This is a genomic window from Methanofollis liminatans DSM 4140 (genome assembly GCF_000275865.1).
In the GTDB taxonomy this organism is placed as follows: domain Archaea; phylum Halobacteriota; class Methanomicrobia; order Methanomicrobiales; family Methanofollaceae; genus Methanofollis; species Methanofollis liminatans.
In genome coordinates, this window is sequence record NZ_CM001555.1 from 1975336 (window position 1) to 1993983 (window position 18648).

General features: G+C 56.0%; 20 protein-coding genes, 2 tRNA genes and 1 pseudogene. 10 read left to right on the forward strand and 13 right to left on the reverse strand.

What is annotated here, in order from left to right:
- Positions 1 to 152: 152 nt before the first annotated feature.
- A complete protein-coding gene (locus METLI_RS09705; protein WP_004039938.1) occupies positions 153 to 1457 on the forward strand; it encodes a site-2 protease family protein in 1305 nt (434 codons plus the stop codon).
- 119 nt (positions 1458 to 1576) lie between these two features.
- On the opposite strand, the pseudogene METLI_RS13205 reads toward METLI_RS09705, so the two are convergent.
- A pseudogene (locus tag METLI_RS13205) lies at positions 1577 to 1733 on the reverse strand (IS5/IS1182 family transposase); the annotation flags it as partial.
- A 418-nt stretch (positions 1734 to 2151) separates the two neighbouring features.
- Between METLI_RS13205 and METLI_RS09710 the strand changes: the two are divergent.
- On the forward strand, positions 2152 to 4083 hold the full coding sequence (locus METLI_RS09710) for a copper-translocating P-type ATPase (protein WP_245529356.1): 1932 nt from the start codon (positions 2152 to 2154) through the stop codon (positions 4081 to 4083).
- A gap of 549 nt (positions 4084 to 4632) precedes the next feature.
- Here the strand turns inward: METLI_RS09710 and METLI_RS13545 are convergent.
- The 5 genes from METLI_RS13545 to METLI_RS09735 form a co-directional block, all read right to left on the reverse strand.
- On the reverse strand, positions 4633 to 4956 hold the full coding sequence (locus METLI_RS13545; RefSeq protein WP_245529357.1) for a type 1 glutamine amidotransferase family protein: 324 nt from the start codon (positions 4954 to 4956) through the stop codon (positions 4633 to 4635).
- Positions 4904 to 5269, reverse strand: coding sequence for a type 1 glutamine amidotransferase family protein (locus METLI_RS13550; RefSeq protein WP_245529358.1), 366 nt, complete (start codon positions 5267 to 5269; stop codon positions 4904 to 4906). The genes METLI_RS13545 and METLI_RS13550 overlap by 53 nt, the downstream gene beginning before the upstream one ends.
- A gap of 172 nt (positions 5270 to 5441) precedes the next feature.
- Complete coding sequence (locus METLI_RS12840) at positions 5442 to 6386, reverse strand: hypothetical protein (protein WP_004039945.1); 945 nt, start codon at positions 6384 to 6386, stop codon at positions 5442 to 5444.
- A gap of 241 nt (positions 6387 to 6627) precedes the next feature.
- The gene (locus tag METLI_RS09730) at positions 6628 to 7704 is read right to left on the reverse strand and encodes an SPFH domain-containing protein (RefSeq protein WP_004039946.1); all 1077 of its coding nucleotides are present in this window, start codon (positions 7702 to 7704) and stop codon (positions 6628 to 6630) included.
- Positions 7704 to 8159 carry an NfeD family protein gene (locus METLI_RS09735; RefSeq protein ID WP_004039948.1) on the reverse strand — a complete coding sequence of 152 codons (456 nt, stop codon included), beginning with the start codon at positions 8157 to 8159 and terminating at the stop codon, positions 7704 to 7706. Before METLI_RS09735 ends, METLI_RS09730 begins: the two co-directional genes overlap by 1 nt.
- 263 nt (positions 8160 to 8422) lie before the next feature.
- On the opposite strand from METLI_RS09735, the gene METLI_RS09740 reads away from it, so the two are divergent.
- Positions 8423 to 9124, forward strand: a complete 702-nt coding sequence (locus METLI_RS09740; RefSeq protein ID WP_004039950.1) for a tetratricopeptide repeat protein — start codon at positions 8423 to 8425, stop codon at positions 9122 to 9124.
- On the opposite strand, the gene METLI_RS09745 is transcribed toward METLI_RS09740, so the two are convergent.
- The 6 genes from METLI_RS09745 to METLI_RS09770 all read right to left on the reverse strand — a co-directional run bounded on the left by METLI_RS09745 (position 9114) and on the right by METLI_RS09770 (position 12607).
- Positions 9114 to 9971: a damage-control phosphatase ARMT1 family protein gene (locus tag METLI_RS09745; protein ID WP_004039952.1), complete on the reverse strand. Its 858-nt coding sequence runs from the start codon at positions 9969 to 9971 to the stop codon at positions 9114 to 9116. The two genes, METLI_RS09740 and METLI_RS09745, sit on opposite strands and share 11 nt — an antisense overlap.
- 22 nt (positions 9972 to 9993) lie before the next feature.
- Positions 9994 to 10068, reverse strand: a tRNA-Pro gene (locus METLI_RS09750).
- Between the two features lie 113 nt (positions 10069 to 10181).
- Entirely contained in the window at positions 10182 to 10388 is a 207-nt protein-coding gene (locus tag METLI_RS09755; RefSeq protein ID WP_004039954.1) for a hypothetical protein, read from the reverse strand.
- Complete coding sequence (minD, locus tag METLI_RS09760; protein ID WP_004039956.1) at positions 10389 to 11174, reverse strand: cell division ATPase MinD; 786 nt, start codon at positions 11172 to 11174, stop codon at positions 10389 to 10391. It lies immediately after the preceding gene.
- A gap of 42 nt (positions 11175 to 11216) precedes the next feature.
- A complete protein-coding gene (locus METLI_RS09765) occupies positions 11217 to 11816 on the reverse strand; it encodes a hypothetical protein (protein ID WP_004039957.1) in 600 nt (199 codons plus the stop codon).
- On the reverse strand, positions 11813 to 12607 hold the full coding sequence (locus tag METLI_RS09770) for a hypothetical protein (protein ID WP_157203257.1): 795 nt from the start codon (positions 12605 to 12607) through the stop codon (positions 11813 to 11815). The genes METLI_RS09765 and METLI_RS09770 overlap by 4 nt, the downstream gene beginning before the upstream one ends.
- A 296-nt stretch (positions 12608 to 12903) precedes the next feature.
- Here METLI_RS09770 and METLI_RS09775 point away from each other — a divergent pair, with 296 nt between their 5' ends.
- Genes METLI_RS09775 through METLI_RS09785 form a run of 3 tightly spaced genes read left to right on the forward strand, consistent with a single transcriptional unit; the run spans position 12904 to position 14177 of the window.
- Positions 12904 to 13155, forward strand: a complete 252-nt coding sequence (locus METLI_RS09775) for a hypothetical protein (RefSeq protein ID WP_157203258.1) — start codon at positions 12904 to 12906, stop codon at positions 13153 to 13155.
- A gap of 12 nt (positions 13156 to 13167) precedes the next feature.
- Positions 13168 to 13542, forward strand: a complete 375-nt coding sequence (locus METLI_RS09780) for a roadblock/LC7 domain-containing protein (protein ID WP_004039961.1) — start codon at positions 13168 to 13170, stop codon at positions 13540 to 13542.
- Positions 13542 to 14177, forward strand: a complete 636-nt coding sequence (locus METLI_RS09785) for a response regulator (protein ID WP_004039962.1) — start codon at positions 13542 to 13544, stop codon at positions 14175 to 14177. The genes METLI_RS09780 and METLI_RS09785 overlap by 1 nt, the downstream gene beginning before the upstream one ends.
- Positions 14178 to 14278: 101 nt before the next feature.
- On the opposite strand, the gene METLI_RS09790 is transcribed toward METLI_RS09785, so the two are convergent.
- Positions 14279 to 14713, reverse strand: a complete 435-nt coding sequence (locus METLI_RS09790) for a phosphate-starvation-inducible PsiE family protein (protein ID WP_004039964.1) — start codon at positions 14711 to 14713, stop codon at positions 14279 to 14281.
- Between the two features lie 138 nt (positions 14714 to 14851).
- On the opposite strand from METLI_RS09790, the gene METLI_RS09795 reads away from it, so the two are divergent.
- The 4 genes from METLI_RS09795 (at position 14852) to rpoB (ending at position 18645) form a co-directional block, all read left to right on the forward strand.
- Positions 14852 to 14925, forward strand: a tRNA-Lys gene (locus METLI_RS09795).
- Positions 14926 to 15000: 75 nt separating this feature from the next.
- Positions 15001 to 15252: a DNA-directed RNA polymerase subunit H gene (locus METLI_RS09800; protein WP_004039967.1), complete on the forward strand. Its 252-nt coding sequence runs from the start codon at positions 15001 to 15003 to the stop codon at positions 15250 to 15252.
- On the forward strand, positions 15227 to 16834 hold the full coding sequence (locus tag METLI_RS09805) for a DNA-directed RNA polymerase subunit B'' (protein WP_004039969.1): 1608 nt from the start codon (positions 15227 to 15229) through the stop codon (positions 16832 to 16834). Before METLI_RS09800 ends, METLI_RS09805 begins: the two co-directional genes overlap by 26 nt.
- A complete protein-coding gene (gene rpoB, locus METLI_RS09810; protein WP_004039971.1) occupies positions 16831 to 18645 on the forward strand; it encodes a DNA-directed RNA polymerase subunit B in 1815 nt (604 codons plus the stop codon). Before METLI_RS09805 ends, rpoB begins: the two co-directional genes overlap by 4 nt.
- Positions 18646 to 18648: the final 3 nt, after the last annotated feature.

An 18648-nucleotide genomic window follows, 5' to 3' on the forward strand; every position in this document is an offset into this window, starting at 1 on the left:
AAAAAATACCCCATCCTGGCAACGGAAATCTCCATTCTCCCCATTCTACAGGACAACGATCCAAGAACCCGATCGTATTCCCGGATTCCTGGAGATTGCCTGATCCAGGCAAGAACCCTTTATCAGGATGCGGCGACCACCACTAATCTCAGATGGACTGGACACTGATCGTTGCATTTCTCATCGTGACCTACATACTCGCCGTCGCATATGTACGGAAGACCGGGCGTTTTGGGGACCATATCGGATTTTACGGCCCCATCATGATGATCCGCACAACAAAGGTGCGGATTTTCGACGTCTTTGTACCCTATTCACGAGTATTGCGGGCATACGGCACCTTCGGCGTCGTGATGGTGGTTATCGCCGCCGTGCTGATGACGCTGCTGCTCGTCCTCTCCTTCAGGCTCACGCTCCTCGTCCAGCCCGAGCCCACCGGGATCTACAAACCCCAGAATATCCTCCTCCTCCCCGGCATCAACGAGTACGTCCCCTCCACCTTCGCCGTCTGGTTCGCTTTCTTCCTCACCCTTGCGATCCACGAGTTCGGCCATGGGGTGCTCTGCAGGATCGAGCATATCCGGGTGAAAAGCGCCGGTCTCCTCTATGCGGTGATCCCGATCGGTGCCTTCGTCGAACCCGACGAGGAGGACGCAGAGAAGGTCCGCGGCCTCCCCAAGGCGCGAATGCTCGGCGCCGGGATCACGAACAACATCGTCGTCGGGGTCGTCTGTTTCGCTCTCTTCATCGGGGCCGTGGGGATGGCGACGCCCCTGGCTCTCCCGGCGATCTACGGCGTCTACGAAGGGGGCCCAGCAAATGCCGCCGGGGTACCGACGCAGAGCGTGATCACGGAGGTGAACGGGATCGACGTCGCCACGCGTCAGGACGTGAGCGCCCTCCTCAACGCCACAGAGCCCGGCGATCAAATCAGCCTCACCGTCGAGAAAGACGGCGCCATCTCCTCCTACCCCGTCACCCTGGCCGAATGGCCCGAAGAGATCACCAACGTCTCCGGGCCGCGGGACTCAGGCTATATGGGTATCTACTACTATGACGCCGGGGCCGTGCAGGAGACGGTCGGCCAGATGTTCTCACCGATAGGCTTTCTGCGCTTCGTGACCATTCCCTTCGACATGTCCATCGGCGGTCAGCAACTCAAGGTGCTCGCCTTCGCCACGCCGGCGACCGCATACTTCGAGGAGCCCTTCCCCCTCTTCTGGGGGATCGTCCACCTTCTCTTCTGGTCGGCCTGGATCAACATCAACGTGGGGATCTTCAACGCGATCCCGATGGTGCCGCTCGACGGCGGCTATATCCTTAAGGAAGGGGTGGACCGCGTGCTCGAGCCGCGGGGGCTCGGGCGCTATGGTCAGACGATCGTCTTTGTGGTCTCGTGGCTCCTCCTCTCGATGATGATCGGGCTTATTGCATTGCCCTATCTTCTTCACCTCTAAAAAGAGCAAACCTTTTTTTAACGCCGTACCCACCCCCCTCTCCGGTGGAGAACGGTTTTACCCGGAGCGGCAGCCTCGGCATGGCGGTGGCGGCTGCCTTCGCCGTCGGCGACATCGCTGAGGTCAGCCGTAGCGCGATAGGCTGTACGAAGAACTTCACGAGAGAAGGATGACCATAAGTTTATCCTGAGCATATGTTTTCCAGGAATATTTGCAGGAATAAAGAGGCAGAAGGGATGAACGGAGTACCGAACAGATCTTTTCAAGAAGTTTGATCTAACGGTTCGTTGACACTATCTGTATTCTTTGTTTTGGATTGGTCATTAACTCAAAGAGCAACGATCGTTATAGATCGTTGCCCTATTCAGGGATCGGTCTATCAGATGATTTCAACGAAGCCAGAATGATCTTAACCGGCTCATTAAAAGGGTAAAAGATATATCCAGCAGGTTATATCTGATACAACCATGGCTATTTTCAGTGAATGCAGTGGATCAGGCAGTGTCTGCAATTTTATGTATGGGAAAGTCCGATGCTCAGCATATCCATGCCGGTCTGAGGTAGGATCATGAATCATGGCGGAAAAGAACCAGGGAGGAAAGGGGGTCACGCCTCTCACGAGGGACATTCGGAACCGAAGACCTCCGGTGGAAACGGTGACCGTTACACTGGAAAACAGAGCGGACACCTACACATGCTCGAGGATTTCCGGAAACGCTTTATCATCTCGATCCTCCTCACGGTGCCGATCCTGATCCTTTCCCCCTCTATCCAGTCGTTTTTCGGATTTTCCTTTGTTTTTGCCGGATCAGAACTGGCACTCCTGGCCCTTGCAACCACAATATACGCGTACGGTGGCTACCCGTTCCTGAAAGGGATCGTGCAGGAGTTCCGCTCCCGGCTCCCGGGCATGATGACCCTCATTGCGGTGGCCATCACCGTCGCCTATGTGTTCAGTGCAGCAATTGTCCTCGGCATGGTTTCCGGCAAACCGTTCTTCTGGGAACTTGCCACCCTGATAGACATCATGCTGCTCGGTCACTGGATCGAGATGCGATCGGTCCTCGGTGCCTCCCGCGCTCTTGAGGAGCTGGTGAAGATCATGCCCTCGGAAGCCCATCTGATGAAAGAAAGCGGTGAGACTGAGGATGTGAGTATCGAAACCCTCAAACTCGGAGACCTTGTGCTGATAAGACCCGGTGAGAAAATTCCAGTCGACGGAGTGGTCATCGAAGGGACATCAAGCCTGAATGAGTCGATGCTCACCGGCGAGTCAAAGCCAGTCTCCAGAAAACCCGGCGATACCGTCACCGGCGGATCCATCAACGGCGAGGGATCTCTTGTTGCCGAGGTGAAGAAGACCGGGAAAGACACCTATCTGAACCAGGTGATCGATCTCGTCCAGAAGGCCCAAGAGAGCAAGTCCCGTGCACAGGACCTCGCGAACCGGGCAGCACTCCTTCTTACCGTCATCGCCCTCTCTGTCGGGGCGATCACCTTCATCGCCTGGTACCTCCTCGGCCCGAGCCTCGACTTTGCGGTGGAACGTGCAGCGACGGTCATGGTCATCGCATGCCCCCATGCCCTCGGCCTTGCCGTCCCCCTCGTCGTTGCGGTCTCAACCGCACTGGCAGCACAGTCAGGGCTTCTCATCCGAAACCGCCAGGCGTTCGAGGGGGCAAGAAACCTGCAGGCAATAGTCTTTGACAAGACCGGCACTCTCACCCGTGGCGTGTTTGGTGTGACGGATATCCTCGCGTTCGGGGATGTGAGTGAGGAGGAGATCCTCAGGAGGGCTGCATCGCTCGAAGAGAACTCTGAACATCCCATTGCAAGAGGAATTGTGCAGAGTGCAGGCGAGCGAGATATCAGCCTCAGCCAGCCTCAAGAGTTCCGGGCGATATCAGGAAAAGGTGTTGAAGGCCGTGTCGACGGTATTCTCACACGGGTCGTGAGTCCGGGCTACCTGAAAGAAGAGGACATCACTGTCGTGGACTCCAGGGTGGAAAAGACTCTTTCCCAGGGAAAAACGGTCGTTTTTGTTCTTCAGGACCGGACGGTCCTTGGTGCACTCGCCCTGGCCGATATCGTCAGGGAAGAGTCACGGGACGCCATCTCCCACCTGAAGGAGATGGGTGTCAGATGCATGATGCTCACCGGTGACAACCAATTCGTGGCGAAATGGGTTGCTGAAGAGATCGGCCTTGACGACTATTTTGCCGAAGTCCTGCCGCATGAGAAAGCTGAAAAGATCAAGGAAGTCCAGAAACAGTACCGGGTCGCCATGGTCGGAGACGGGATCAACGACGCCCCGGCCCTTGTCCAGGCTGACGTGGGGATTGCCATAGGGGCAGGAACGGACGTGGCGGTGGAGAGTGCCGATATCGTGCTCGTCCGGAGTGACCCGAGGGACGTGGTGGACATAATCGTACTTTCGAAGAAGACTTACTCCAAGATGGTCCAGAACCTGCTCTGGGCCACCGGTTACAACACCTTTGCCATCCCGCTGGCAGCAGGTGTCGCCATCGGGTACGGGATCATCCTCACGCCCACAATAGGGGCCGCCCTGATGAGCGCCAGTACGGTTATCGTCGCTATTAATGCCAGGATGCTTCGTATGAACTGATTCCACTCCTGTTTTCCTCAGGTCCGGAGCAATCCGGCAGCCGCCTTATTTTCTGGTTTCTTATCCGGGACGAACCATCCTGTATCATGTCAGGCTGACTTTTTTCTATGGGCTTTTAGCACATATCACATATTTTCAAGCGTCTAACGGCGAATTGAGGACACATAGAGATATAACACCCCAGGAACAGCTGCAGCACAATCCAGGTCGTTCGCAGGGTTGCAGTGTTTCAGACAGGGTAAAAAAGAGATCGCAGTATTTTCTCCTCATCATTCGATGTGGTTAGTGTCCCCCCAGACCCACTGTGCAGGTGATCACGAATGCAAGGACTTCTGCGGGGACCAGCGGATCGAGCGGGGAGTGCCGGGCCAGATCCTGCAAAACAAGCGGAACCATAACAGGCATCTGCGGGGGGATTGCACGGCTGGAAATACCGGAAGACAGCGTTATCCGCAGGGTGAAGAGACTACAGGAGCAGGGGGTGCCGGCATCGCGATCTCTGCGGCGGCGGGGGGACGAGAAAGATCGCCGTAGCCCTGCCCGCCCCATTCACTCCTTCATCGTTCCTGCCGTCGGATCGACCGCATCGACATTCAGGTAGCCGGTCTTGATGGTACGCACCCAGAACTCCAGAAACCCGGGCAAAAATACATCCAGTGTCCGTATGATATCGGCGGCAAACTCCACGAAACCGAAGGGGTTCGCCGTGATGATGCCGCCGTCGGCGACGCTGGGCGCAGGGACATAATACGCCTCCCCGCGATAGGCGGGAGCGTTCTGTTTCAGCCACCCGGGGCCGCAGCTGGTGTGGCGGACGGTGTCAAGAAAGCCGTGCCGCGCGAGAAACAGCGTCCCCCCACAGATCGCCGCCACCGGGATCCGCTGCCGTACGCACTCGCCGACCAGGGAGGCCAGCTCCGCCCGGATCTTTCGTCTCGTAGAACGAGGAGCCGGGGAGGATCACCATCGCCGCATCCGCGAGATCGACGCTGGCGACGTCCGTGTCGGGAAGCACCCTCATGCCACCAAGCGACATGACCGGCTCTTTTGAAAGCCCGAAGGTGACCACCCGGTAACTCCTGTTCTTCGGGAAATTCCTGTTCGTATCCGAGATCATCGAGACCGCGAGCGGGAGCTCCCAGTCGGCAAAAGAGAGGCATGCAAAGAGATAGACGGTATTTGTCATCCGTTCACCGTAAATAGGGGTTCGCAGACTGACGTAAATAATTATACTCCCGGATTTAAATCCAATGATTTGTAAAATAATAACGAAAAAATTGAGATTTCAATGTTTCAAAAAGAGGAGAGGCATTATCTTTGCCTCTCCTAATCTCAGCATATTCCTGAAAGGGGGCACCTTAGATTTTGGAACCAGATTTATCAATAAATTCATGATACGTATGGAAGAAATGGAATTCTATTTCATTTTTCTTATACCCTAATGCCTCGGTCACTTTATTGATAATCGGATTCAGGCAGAGGACAACATTTGCACTCTGGGATTCACCACAGATTATCAAATCATCCGCAAAATCACCATCACTCCAGATTGCATGACGGCCGTTAAGATCAGACATGAGAAATACCTGAAAGCCACCAGCAGCAACTTGGAATCCGTAAGGAATTGCTTTTTGTAACCAGGCATGCAGAGAACGGAGTCGTTCCGCTGGAATTCCCATCTTTCGTAATTCTTGAATTATAAGAAGTGACGCAATCTGATATCCAGTAAGATCTTCTACATTAAAATTTCGAGGGGAGTGCACCCCTATTTTTTCTTTTATCAGTTGAATTTGATTTTTAAAGTGAAGCTCTATCGCTTCTCCCACGGGACTTGAAAGAAGGGGGCGTAACTGAACTATTACAGATTCTTCATCGATCAACTCGCGTAATCTTTGAAGACAAATCATTTCGAATTCGGGATTCATTATCCACTTTAACCAGATGAAAGGAAATGAATCCGGCCTCTTTCTGAAGTATTCAGTCGATAATTTTGAATTAATTTCATCATCGAGGAGGATTGCAATTTTAATTTCTGCACTTGATTGTTCAAGAAGGCGGAGATCTTGAGCAACTTGAGACGGTGAGAAAAATAACTCAAATAAAACTCGACGCCCCGTAAACGAATACAACAACAGATCGTTCCTACCTCCAAGTACTCCCGATACTTCCAGAACAGGACAATCATCCGGATAAATTTTGTTAAGTAATACGCTCAAACGTGACTCTACAATGGGATGCAGTTGTTTTTTCCTCTTGAATTTTTTAATAGATTCTATATAATCATCAGAAGTCTCCAGTTTCATGATATCACCGTAATGTCATTTCCTCACGCGAAGACCACAAAGAAACAGAACCCCGATTAAATCCTCGTAACTTCGCGTCTTAGCGTGAGACGCTCGTGAAAACCCTGCGAACGTCAAGAAGCGCCCCCTACATCTTCAGTCTGTTGTGTAAGATCATTCCCATTGTACGTATTTGCGTGGGGAGAAGTTAGATGAAAGTATCCTGACCACCCACACATAGTTGCGAAGAGCCAAAAAAAGATCACGGGGCCTTGCCGACCGCCCCGGTCTTCAACTCCTCGATCGTCTCACCACTCTCGACCTCTTTTGCGAGCTGCTTGAGAAGGCGCTCGACCTCCTCTGGCTTCGGGATCGTGCCGATAATCGCCTCGTCAAGGGCGCCCGCGGCCTCGACGCCCTCCTCTTCGGGCATCTCCTCGGTCGCCCCGAGGAACCGTGCGCTCTGTTTTATAAGGCTCGTCAATTCAAACGGGAAGATGATCTTCGTCGCCTGCCCGTCGGCCATCTGCCGCAGGGCATCCAGGGAGAGGACGGTGATCGATTTTTTGTCCAGAGGTTGAGAGCCCAGGGAGAGGATGCGCAGCCCCTGTGCCTGCCCCTGCGCCTGCAGGATCCTGGAGAGGCGCTCGCCCTCGGCACGGAGAATCTTGCTCTGCCGCTCGCCCTCCGCTTCGAGGATGATGCTCTGCCGGTTCCCCTCGGCCCGCAGGATCGCGGACCGCTTGTCGCCCTCGGCCCGCAGGATCGCCGCACGCCGTTCACGCTCCGCAGCAGTCTGCTCGGTCATCGCGTTCTTCACCGCACCGACCGGGTCGACCTCCTTGATCTCCACGCGCTCGACCTTCACGCCCCACTGGTCGGTCTCCCGGTCCAGGATGTCCCTCAGTTTGGTGTTGATCAACTCCCGGTTGTAGAGCACCTCGTCGAGCTCCATGTCGCCGATGATGCCGCGCAGGGACGTCTGGGCGAGGGCGACCGTCGCCATCCGGTAGTTCGAGACCTCGAAAAAGGCCTTTTCCGGGTCGATGACACGAGTATAGACGATCGCGTCGACATTCGTCGGCGAGTTGTCTTTCGTGATCACCTCCTGCGAGGGCACGTCCATCACCGTCGTCCGTAGATCGAGTTTTTCGACGGTGGTGATCAGGGGTATCACCCACCGAAAACCCGGGTTCAGCCGTCCGATATATTTTCCGAGGCGTATCTGCAGGCCCTGCTGGTAGGGCTGGATGATCACGACACCCCGGGACATAATGAAGATGATCACCAGGATCAGAAAGATCGTGATCAGGTTATTGAGAATCTCGGCTAACACCATTATCGTACCTCCTCGACGATGACGTGCACCCCTTCCGAGCGCACGACCACCACCTCTGTCCCTGCCGGGAGGACACCCGCGACAGAACGCGCCGACCACTCGACGCCACCGATCGCCACCTTGCCGGAGATGTTTTCCGGGACAACCTCCCTGACCACCCGCCCACCATGACCGACGATCGAGTCCCGGCTGATCGTTGTCGGCCGCTCGTCAGGCGTGATCCTGGCATAGAGCCAGACGGTTACGGCGGCCGCTGCGAGGGCGGTCGCCACACCCACGGCAACACCGAGGGTCGAACCAAAGACGTCGAAACCCATCACGAAGAGCACACCCAGAATGATCATCACCGTCCCGGGAACAGCAATGAAAAAACCAGGGTTGAAGGTCTCGATCAGGAGAAAGAGCGCCCCGAGCACGATCAGGATCCAGCCGATGGAGATGCCCAGCAGTTCCATGGATGAGCATTCGGGCAGGAGGCATATATACCTGTCTGGCTGAAGATGAACCCATCTTTATCCCGATCCGACGCTCAACAGGGCCAGTCAGAGACGTGATGCGGATAGCCACATCAGAGCAGAGGGCCAAAAAGGCCGAAATAAATGATTCATGCTAAAAAAATAGAGATAATCATAGATAATAATAAAATCAATTTTGAAAGTGAACAAAATAATTAAATGAAAGAACATCAATCAAATACATTACCCATTCCTGTGATCTAATGGTACACATCCCCCCTCAGAAGAGGTATGCACTCGGCTGGTACAACGAAGGGGTGACCCACCTCTCGATGCATGAATACGAGGAATCCCTCTCCTTCTTTGATCGAGCCCTCCGGGCCGTCCCAGACCACCCGGACTTCCTTGTCGGCAAGGGCGAGGTGCTGATGGCAGTGGGGGATTATTATGAGGCGTACCAGCTCTTTATCCAGGCGGCGACGAGCGAACCTGAGAACATCAGGGCGCTTGTCATGCTCGGCAACGCTCTTCTCAAACTTGACAGACCCGAACCTGCAGACGAAGCATTTCTCGCAGCCCTCACTCTCAATCGGTATGAAGGCGAGGCATGGCTCGGCCACGGCATCGCCTGCCATCTCCTCGGGAAGGATGAGGACGCCAGAAAAGCATTTCAAAAAGCCCTCAACATGAGCCCAAATCAGCCGGAACTGATGTATTACCTCGCAAAAACCTCCAGCACCGACAACGAGGCGATCGAGTACCTGATCCGGGGGTGCCGGCTCGACCCGGAGAATATCGACCTGCTCACCGAAATGGCCGAACGGTTGATCAGGCTGGGAAGATACCGTGAGGCGGCCCTCTTCTGTACTAAGGCCGAGAAACGCTGCCCTGGCAATACCCGCATCGAGGCGTTGATTGGACGGTGCATGGATGCGATGATACAGGGCGCGGGCGTCACTCCCTGAGGAGCGCCACCACCGAACCCCGGGACACGCCGGTCATCTCTGCAATCGTATCGCACTTCACCGCCATCAGGTGCGCAACCGGAGGAAAATCAGAGATATCGGTCAGAGACTCGTAGTTCGCCATCCCTTTGGCGATCACAAGGGTGCAGCGATCAAGGGCGCAGACCAGGTCGTCCGGAAGGAGGAGGGGGTTGATACCGAGTTCGGCTTCACCCCGCGTCGTCGTGGTCAGACGGTCGACGATCAGATCCAGCCCGAGGGCGCGGGCGTCCTCAAGGGTGGCGTCGTTGAGGATCGGGGCCCCCCTGACGGCGAGGGTCACCTCCGCCCCCATCGCTTTCAGGAAGAGGATGAGGAGACGGTCGAAGACGATCTCACCGCAATTATCAGTGATATAGACGACACGCCTGCAGAGCGGAAGGATCCGATCGGTGTCGTCGATCGCGAGGCCCTTCTCAAACTCCTCGAGAAAAAACGAGAGGAAGTCATCGGTCACCTGATGCGCCAGGACCCCGTAGTCAAAGGTGTTCCCGAGAACCGCCGCCATCACAGTATCATGGAACGACGAGAGCCGCGGGGCGATCACCTCAGCGGCGGCAAGAGCGTCGCGGTTGTTCTGCCGCTTCAAGTCCAGATAGGGATCGTCGCTCCCGATCAGGCGGTACGCGCAGCGGTGCACCCGGCTCGCAAGCACCGGCGCGGCAACCCCCTCACCCCGCCCCACAGAGAGAACTTCCGCTGCGGTGCGCCTGATCTCCTCGATCCGATCAGGATCGTCGAGCACCAGGGCGGCCTCGTAGGCGACCCGCGAGAGAAGACACTCTGTACATCGTGGCTGAAATTTCATAAAACACCGGATTAAAAAGAAATGGGGTCACCGCGATTTGAACGCGGGTCAGAAGACCCCCAGTCTCCTAGGATGGTCCAGGCTACCCTATGACCCCACTTGACTCTATACATTTTGACCTCTGCCTATATGTATTCTTCCATCAGGCCGGCGATTTACGGCCCGGCACAAAAAGAGAGGACAGGAGCGAAACGCCGCCGCGCTGGCGGATCAGATCCTGAGCTGTTTGAACTTCTCCACATTCTTCGTGAGGGCCTCAAGCTCGCTGTCGGTGATCCGCATCCTGCTCCCGAGGACATCTACTTCGGAGAGGAGCTGCTGGATCCGCACATACATGATGTACATGATGAAGAGCTGAAGGACGATCACGATTCCCAGAATAATAAGGAGGATCCCTCCCATATCAAACGCATCCATTTATCTTTTCCCCCTGAAAATAGCCTTTGCAAGTCTGTCTATGAAACCTTCGCGCGCCGAAGCGGTGTCGTCGTGGTATTCGCACCCGGAAATTTCTGCCGCGATCCTCTTTATCGCCCGTGAAGAGCCAGAAGTCGGGTACTTTATCACAACAGGCGTCTTGTACGCTGCCGATTCACGGACATGGTTGTCTTCAGGAACCGACCCAAGAGACTTGACGCCAAGCGATTTTTCTATTTTTTTCTCAACGAAGTCGAGATTGTCCTTGCCCGCCCGGTTGATGATCGCATACTGGACATGGCCGCCGACCAGTTCGGTAAGGATCTTGGTCTTGAGGGCGTCGACGATCGAGGAAAGCTCGGGGTTCACCACCAGGATTACCTCATCTGCGATTGCAAGGGGCACCACGCCGTCACGGCTGATCCCCGCCGGGGCGTCGATGAGGAGGTAATCGCAGCGATCGACAAGATCGTGCATCACCTCGCGCAACCGGTCGGGGTTTGCGTCCTGGAACCCCTGCAGTGATATGCCGCTCGGCACCACTTTCAGTCCGGCCGGCCCGTCATAGATCGCCTCATCGACCTTTGCCTTGCCGGCGAGCACCTCATGCAGGGTCACCGGGACGTTTTCAAGCCCGAGCAGAATCCCGATGTTTGCCATGCCGACATCAGCGTCGAGGATGTACGTTTCTTTTCCAAGTTGTGCAAGGGCGGTCCCAAGATTGACCGTGACGGTCGTCTTGCCCGTCCCCCCCTTGCCTGATGCAATGGTATATGCTCTTATCATCTCATCCCTCGTCCAGATCTGTGGATTGTACGCAGCATATCCTCACAACCACCGCTTCAGGATTGAAACGGCATCGTTTTCCATGCTCTCCACCCATTTTTCAGGAATGTTGCGATCGGTGCGGATGATGCCGACAAGCGGCGATCCTTTGTGCCTGACACCGAAGAGCATCACCTGCGGGTCGTCGGGGAGCGTGCCCGCGGTGAATGCGTGGCTGTACTTTGCAGCATCGGCGGCGGCATCCTCCATCGAGGAGGCAACGACGAGTCCGTCATCGGTTGCGATCGTAAAGGCGTCCAGATAGTACTTTTCGCAGAGTGCCTTCATGCTCCCCATGATATCGTTCTGGCCCACGACCACTTCGACATCCTGCGGCGGTTTATCCCACTCCACTTCCCGCGACTTCTGGATATGCTTGAAGAGTTTGAAGAGGTCCACCGGTTCCCTGGGGGTTCCGCCAATCATATCACGCAACTGGGTTATCTGATGCCGTTCTGAGAACTCTTTGAGGATCTCGTCCATCTGGTCTCTGATCCGGACCAGATACAGCACGCATCCGGCAACCCCCACACCTATCAGGGCAAGGAGGACGACCATAATCTCCCCCAGTGCCACAAGCATTGCTCCATCTTCCATCGTCATTCACACTCCTTTTCCTCTTTCCTATCGATCAGGTGGCCAAGATCGAGGCGGCCGAGGATCGAGACATAGCTGGATTTCAGATCAGCCGCCATCGCCGCAGGGTCGATCGAATCGAGGCCCTCGATGTAGAGAAGGTCCAGATCTGACATTCGAGACGAGACCGGCTCGTCCTTTCTCCGGGTCTCCCGGCCCTGCCCTTCTGCAGCTGGACGAGGTGCAGGACCGAAGGAAGGAGGCACAGCGCCACCGTCAGCAACGGTTCTCCGGGACCCGGCCCCGGAAACGGACTCAGCAGGGGCGGCGCCATAGCCCTCGTTGAACTCAAGGGCAAGGGAGATCTGCCGGTCTGACAAACCATAGAGACTCACCTCAGAGATGCGTTCAATAGTCTTTGCCAGCTTCAGGGCTGCAGACCCCGGTTCGCCACCGCAGTCGGCAAGAATGCAGACGCCACCGGAGAACACCAGGGTGAACGTACCGGGGCCCCCGGAGAAGAGACCATAGCCGGAAAAGCCGCGCTTCCCCAGATCATCGATCACCTCATTGACCGGGAGGTCGCGCCTGATCTCGCAGAAAGTGCCGCGAGGAACCCTGAGACGGCCTGCCACTCCGGGGCTCTTCTTCGCCGGCGGCATGTCTGCCCGGGCATTTCGGCCCCCATCCGCTCTTCCAGCCTGCCGGGGAGGAGGCACCACAGAGACTGCCGCTTTTTTGTTGAATTCTGATGCAAGTCTGATCTGCTGGGGGGTGAGAAGATGCATCCCGGCCTCGACCGTCTCACCGCCCCGCACCTGGATTTCCTGCCAGGCCGCATGACCCTGCAGGCCCTGGTACTCGGCGAGAATGCAAGTCCCTTCAGAGAAAACGAGGGAACCGGGAACTCCCCCGCAACTCACCGTCACATACCCGGAAAACGATGTCTCACGGATCTCGGAGAGTATGGCGGATAAGAGTATATCCCGTCTGATAGAAGAGAAGGTACCTCTCGGAATATCCATTAATATGGATTAGGTATTGTACATATTATAACTCTATGTTAATCATCAAAAATCGAATTGTATATATACTATTAATTATGACTATCGCCGTGCCCATTAAAGACTACGTATTTTGCAATCATGACATAATAGAACCTATCGATCAAAAGCACAATTTAAAGAGAGAACACGGCACAGAAAGAGACAAAAGAGGCGAAGAAGGAACAAAAAGTGGCGGAGAGAAAATATTCAGAAAATTTTGCCAGAAAATAGGCCCTGGCGAGTATAACCAACCCGTATTGGAAAAGGCAAAGATACTCAAAGATAAAGGAAACCAAAAAATGTTATATGAACAGGGATAAGGTAAGGTGGGCATGTCAGAACATCTGGGACTCAAAGAGAGGATCAACCAGTTCATCAAGGAGATCACAGGCGTCGAAGGAGTAAAGGCCTGCGTGATCACCTCGCGTGACGGGATCCTGATGGGCAGGGCATTCACCGGCGGCGTATCTGTTCCTTCTTTTGCAGCAATGAGCGCAACGATGCTCGCGTCAGCCGAAGCGGCGGCCAGCATATCTCATATCCAGCCACCCGAGCGGATCACGGTCATGAGCCCCGACGCCACCATCATGGTGATCAGCGCGGGCGAACGCACCCTCCTCGCCGTCGTTCTTGAAGATAAAGCAGACCTCGAGGCGACATACACGGCTCTGACGAAGATTGCGGCAGATATTGCGGAGGTACTCTGATGTACACCGTGCTCGTCGTGGATGACAGCCCCTTCATCGTGGACGTCTTCGTCACCATGCTGGAGCGGGGCGGTTATCAGGCGATCGCGGCATATAGTGGAGAGGAAGGACTCGAAATTCTCAAGACCGTCGCACCTGATCTGATCCTCCTCGATATCATGATGGAGCCGATGGACGGCTGGGAAACCCTGGAAAACATCAAGATCAACCCGAAGACCCGCGAGATCCCGGTGCTCATGCTGACGGCGAAACAGCTGACCCCGGACGAAGCAGAGGGGTATGGCTCCTATATCGAGGACTACATCCTCAAACCTATCACACACCGCGAGCTCTACGAGGCGATCGAACGAGTGCTGAAACGGCGAGAGATCATCAGGAGCGACGTCGAGCGTGCAAAAGAGGCAGGACTCGACAGATCTCTGGTCGACGAGTACGCCCGCCTTGCAAAGGGAGTCGACGTGAACAATCGCCTGCTCCGCATCCTGGAGACGACCTATAACATCAATGATTCGCGGGCGAGCGAGAAGATCTCCCTCGCCATCAGGAATATGGAGAACAGCATAAGGTTCCAGCAGGAGCGCCTCGCCCAGATCAAAGCCGAGATCGAGAGCACCCCTGCGAAAAAATCAGAATAACTTTTTTGGCCCCTCGCCCTTTCACCCGGGCAATTCCCCCATTCTCACCACTCAGGCGAACCTCCGGCGTACCTTTTCAGGTCCGCCCCCCCCCAAAAAAATCACGCCTCCCGCTCTCTCCCCACCACCGCTATCGCCGCCGTCAGCACGGCGATAACGGCAACCGTCCCAACAACGTCGATCAGATCGGTCGGTTCGAGGCCATAGACCAGAACCTTCCGTACCATCGCCGTCAACCCTGCGATAAGGATGGGCCTGACCTGGAGCTGGTTTGTCCGGAAATATGCCGTCACTGTTTCCAGGATCTCAATGATGATGATGGTCACCAGCAGGGCGTGGAGCACCTGAAGGATGCCGTTTGTCGTGACGAAACCGCCATCAAAAGCCTGCAGGAACTCCAGGGCGACATCATAAAAAGAGGCAACGGCAAGAAGAACCAGAACGATCGCGATACAGAAGTAGATAACATAATTGGCGCGCATGATAGCACCGATCGCCCATTGCATCTGCGGAATTTCTTCGTCCGGTCCGGTCATCACCGAATAATCAGAATCGGAGCAGTTAAATCTTATCATGACATATGTGAGAATCAACCAGCAAAACCACAGCAGGACCGGGCAGGTCCGATACTTTTATAACTCGAGACGTCATTGTAATAATGCTGTCTGCACAATGGGCCCATAGCTCAGTTAGGTAGAGCGTCTGGCTTTTAACCAGATGGTCGGGGGTTCAAATCCCTCTAGGCCCGCTGCCATGGCGCAGACTGTGGTTTTTGCGTGGTGATACATCTGAATTTAACTCTTTCTCGTCCGGGGGGATCAAGATGAGCACCAGATTTAATGTTCTGGATCATGTAATGGTGCCTGATCATCAGAAAATGAGCGAAGAGGAAGTAGGGGATCTCCTCTCCCGCTACCAGATAACACTCGATCAGCTTCCCCGCATCTACAGCGACGACCCCGCCGTAAAATCGATCGGGGCAAAGATCGGAGACGTTATCAAAATAACACGGAACAGCCAGACGGCCGGCATCGCCGAATCCTATCGGCATGTGGTCAAGAGACCAAAGAAGTGAATCGGGGCGGATAAACCTGTTAGACAGAAGTATTTTATCGAGGGCGTACTTCTCAGGTGAACATGTCGCCCGTCACCAGCTGGACTCGTTCAACCATTTTCTTGAGTACAATCTCCAGAAAGTGGTCGACGAACAGCGGATCATCGAGACCGACATCGAAAACCGGGGAAAGAACAGCGAGGCAGTCTGGGTGGAGCTCGGCACAATCCGGATCTTAAAACCGACCGTCAGAGAGGCCGACGGCTCCCAGAGCATGCTGTACCCCGCCGAGGCGCGGCTGCGCAACCTCACCTATGCGGCGCCGATCGAGCTGGACATGACACTTGTCCAGGGAGAGATGCGCGGCGAACCATTCACCACCACGATCGGACAGCTGCCGATCATGGTCGGATCAGTGGCCTGCAACCTTGCCGGTCTTTCCGATACCGATCGGGTGAATTACGGCGAGGACGGACTGGATCCAGGCGGCTATTTCATCGTGAACGGCTCAGAGCGCGTGCTGATGACGCTCGAGGATCTTGCATCAAACAAGATCATGACCGAGTTCACTGAGCGCTACAACGAACGGATCTACGTGGCAAAAGTATTCTCACAGTTCCGCGGCTACCGTGCGCTCGTTGTTGTGGAGAAAAACAAGAAGAACCTTCTTGAAATCTCGTTCCCGTCAGTTGCCGGACATCTCAGATTCGTCGATCTGATGAGGGCGCTCGGCCTGGGCAGCGACCGGGAGATTGTGGAAGCGGTCTCGACCGACGAGGAGATTCTCACCTACATGATGCAGAACCTTGAGGAGTCCGACTGCAGCACCATCGAGGACGGCGTCATGTATGTAGGTAAGAAGCTCGCCCCGAACCAGACGCGCGAGTACCAGCGCCGGAGGGCCGAGTTCGTACTCGATTCCTACCTGCTGCCCCACCTCAACTACCTGATGCCTGAGAGCCTCAAAGAGGGCGATCCGGGCTATGAAGACGCGGTGATCGGCGTCAGGCTCGCAAAGGCACACTTCCTCGGCCGCATGGCGGAAGCCTGCTTCGATCTCGTGCTCGGCCGGAGAAAGATCGACGACAAGGACCACTACTCCAACAAACGGCTGAAACTTGCCGGCGATCTCATGGAGGACCTCTTCAGGATCTCGTTGAACCGCCTGACCAGGGATATCAAGTACCAGCTCGAGCGGGCGAGCATGCGCCACCGCGACCTCTCCATCAGCACGGCGGTGCGCGCCGACGTGCTCACCGAGCGCCTCCTCCACCCGCTCGCCACCGGCAACTGGGTCGGCGGGCGGACCGGCGTCTCCCAGCTGATGGACCGCACCGACCGGATGAGCGTGCTCTCCCACCTGCGGCGCGTCATCTCCCCGCTCTCGCGGTCCCAGCCGCACTTCGAAGCCCGTGACCTGCACCCCACCCAGTGGGGGCGGATCTGTCCCTCCGAAACACCAGAAGGTCCAAATTGTGGTCTTGTGAAAAACTTCGCCCAGATGGTAGAGATCTCAAAGGGCTATGACAACACCGAAGAGGTCAAGAGCATCTTCTACAACCTCGGCGTCGAACCGCTGAGCATCGGGAGGATCAGACTATGAAGAAGTCACGCGTCTTTCTTGACGGTTCTCTGATCGGACTCGTTGAGAACCCGGAGGAACTCGTCGAAAAGGGGCGCGCCATGCGCCGCCACGGTGCGATCTCGTCCGAAGTGAACATCGCCTACGAGGAGTTCAACGGCGATGTGGTCATCAACACCGACCGCGGCAGGGCCAGAAGGCCGCTGATCGTGATAAAGGATGGAAAGCCGCTGATCACCAGCGCCGACCTCGCCCTCGTCCAGAACGGCGAGAACACCTTCGGCGATATCGTGCGGCGCGGCCTGATCGAGTTTGTCGATGCCGAGGAGGAGGAGAATCTCTTTATCGCCATCCGCGAGGACGAGATCACCCCGGAGCACACGCATCTCGAGATCGACCCCTCCCTGATTCTGGGAATCGGCGCCGCCCACGTCCCCTTCCCCGAGCACAACGCATCGCCCCGTGTCACGATGGGCGCAGGCATGGTCAAGCAGGCGCTCGGTTTTGCGGCGGCCAACATGAAGCTGCGACCGGATACCAGGGCCAACCTCCTTCACTACTGCCAGAAGCCGATGGTCTACACCCAGGCCTCCGACCTGATCGGGTCCGACGACCGGCCGGCCGGCCAGAACTTCGTCGTCGCCATTCTCTCATACGAAGGTTACAACATTGAAGATGCGCTCATCTTCAACAAGGCCTCGATCGAGCGCGGCCTTGGTCGTTCCCACTTCTTCAGGACCTACGAAGGAGAGGAGCGCCGGTACCCGGGCGGTCAGGTGGACCGCATCCAGATCCCGGACGAAGAGGTCTCAGGCGCCCACGGCGCCGAGTACTATCAGAACCTCGACGACGACGGCGTCATCAACCCGGAGACGAACGTCCACGAGAAAGACGTGCTCATCGGCAAGACCTCCCCGCCCAGGTTCCTCGAAGAACCGAGCGGTGAGTTGATCGCCGTTGAAAAGCGGCGCGACACCTCGGTGACGATGCGCTCGAACGAACACGGCATTGTGGACACCGTGATCATCACCGAGGGCGAGAACTCGTCGCGCCTCGTGAAGGTCCGGACCCGTGACATCAGGGTTCCTGAGGTCGGCGACAAGTTTGCGTCCAGACATGGGCAGAAAGGTGTCGTCGGCTGGATCGTTCCGCAGGAGAACATGCCGTTCTGCGAGATGGGCATCGCACCCGACCTCGTCATCAACCCCCACGCCGTCCCGAGCCGGATGACCATCGGGCATATGCTCGAGATGATCGGCGGCAAGATCGGGGCCCTCGAAGGGCGCAGGATCGACGCCACGCCGTTTCGGGGCGAGCGCGAGGAGGACATGCGCGAGTCTCTCAAGCGGCTTGGTTTCTCGCATACCGGCCGTGAGGTGATGTACGACGGCTTCACCGGGAAACAGTTCCACGCCGACATCTATATGGGCGTGATCTATTACCAGAAACTCTACCACATGGTCTCCTCGAAGATGCATGCGCGCTCGCGCGGCCCCATTCAGGTGCTCACCAGGCAGCCGACTGAAGGGCGTGCACGTGAGGGCGGTCTGCGTTTCGGTGAGATGGAGCGCGATGTGATGATCGGCCATGGCGCCGCCATGGCGCTGAAGGAGCGTCTGCTCGACGAGTCCGACAAGGTGCAGCAGTACGTCTGCGCAAAGTGCGGTATGGTGGCGATGCTCGATCGGAAACGGAACATCACACGCTGCCTCAACTGCGGCTCAGAAACCGACATCTACTCGGTCGAGATGAGTTACGCCTTCAAACTCCTGCTCGATGAGATGAAGAGCATGGGCATCGCACCGCGTCTGCGGCTTGAGGACATGGTATAAAGG

What these genes read in the sequence shown, in the direction of transcription:
- METLI_RS09705 (WP_004039938.1), top strand. Translation starts at nt 153, where the DNA reads ATGGACTGGACACTGATCGTTGCATTTCTCATCGTGACCTACATACTC.
- METLI_RS09710 (WP_245529356.1), top strand. Translation starts at nt 2,152, where the DNA reads ATGCTCGAGGATTTCCGGAAACGCTTTATCATCTCGATCCTCCTCACG.
- METLI_RS13550 (WP_245529358.1), bottom strand. Translation starts at nt 5,269, where the DNA reads ATGACAAATACCGTCTATCTCTTTGCATGCCTCTCTTTTGCCGACTGG.
- METLI_RS12840 (WP_004039945.1), bottom strand. Translation starts at nt 6,386, where the DNA reads ATGAAACTGGAGACTTCTGATGATTATATAGAATCTATTAAAAAATTC.
- METLI_RS09730 (WP_004039946.1), bottom strand. Translation starts at nt 7,704, where the DNA reads ATGGTGTTAGCCGAGATTCTCAATAACCTGATCACGATCTTTCTGATC.
- METLI_RS09735 (WP_004039948.1), bottom strand. Translation starts at nt 8,159, where the DNA reads ATGGAACTGCTGGGCATCTCCATCGGCTGGATCCTGATCGTGCTCGGG.
- METLI_RS09740 (WP_004039950.1), top strand. Translation starts at nt 8,423, where the DNA reads ATGGTACACATCCCCCCTCAGAAGAGGTATGCACTCGGCTGGTACAAC.
- METLI_RS09745 (WP_004039952.1), bottom strand. Translation starts at nt 9,971, where the DNA reads ATGAAATTTCAGCCACGATGTACAGAGTGTCTTCTCTCGCGGGTCGCC.
- METLI_RS09755 (WP_004039954.1), bottom strand. Translation starts at nt 10,388, where the DNA reads ATGGATGCGTTTGATATGGGAGGGATCCTCCTTATTATTCTGGGAATC.
- minD (WP_004039956.1), bottom strand. Translation starts at nt 11,174, where the DNA reads ATGATAAGAGCATATACCATTGCATCAGGCAAGGGGGGGACGGGCAAG.
- METLI_RS09765 (WP_004039957.1), bottom strand. Translation starts at nt 11,816, where the DNA reads ATGACGATGGAAGATGGAGCAATGCTTGTGGCACTGGGGGAGATTATG.
- METLI_RS09780 (WP_004039961.1), top strand. Translation starts at nt 13,168, where the DNA reads ATGTCAGAACATCTGGGACTCAAAGAGAGGATCAACCAGTTCATCAAG.
- METLI_RS09785 (WP_004039962.1), top strand. Translation starts at nt 13,542, where the DNA reads ATGTACACCGTGCTCGTCGTGGATGACAGCCCCTTCATCGTGGACGTC.
- METLI_RS09790 (WP_004039964.1), bottom strand. Translation starts at nt 14,713, where the DNA reads ATGACCGGACCGGACGAAGAAATTCCGCAGATGCAATGGGCGATCGGT.
- METLI_RS09800 (WP_004039967.1), top strand. Translation starts at nt 15,001, where the DNA reads ATGAGCACCAGATTTAATGTTCTGGATCATGTAATGGTGCCTGATCAT.
- METLI_RS09805 (WP_004039969.1), top strand. Translation starts at nt 15,227, where the DNA reads ATGTGGTCAAGAGACCAAAGAAGTGAATCGGGGCGGATAAACCTGTTA.
- rpoB (WP_004039971.1), top strand. Translation starts at nt 16,831, where the DNA reads ATGAAGAAGTCACGCGTCTTTCTTGACGGTTCTCTGATCGGACTCGTT.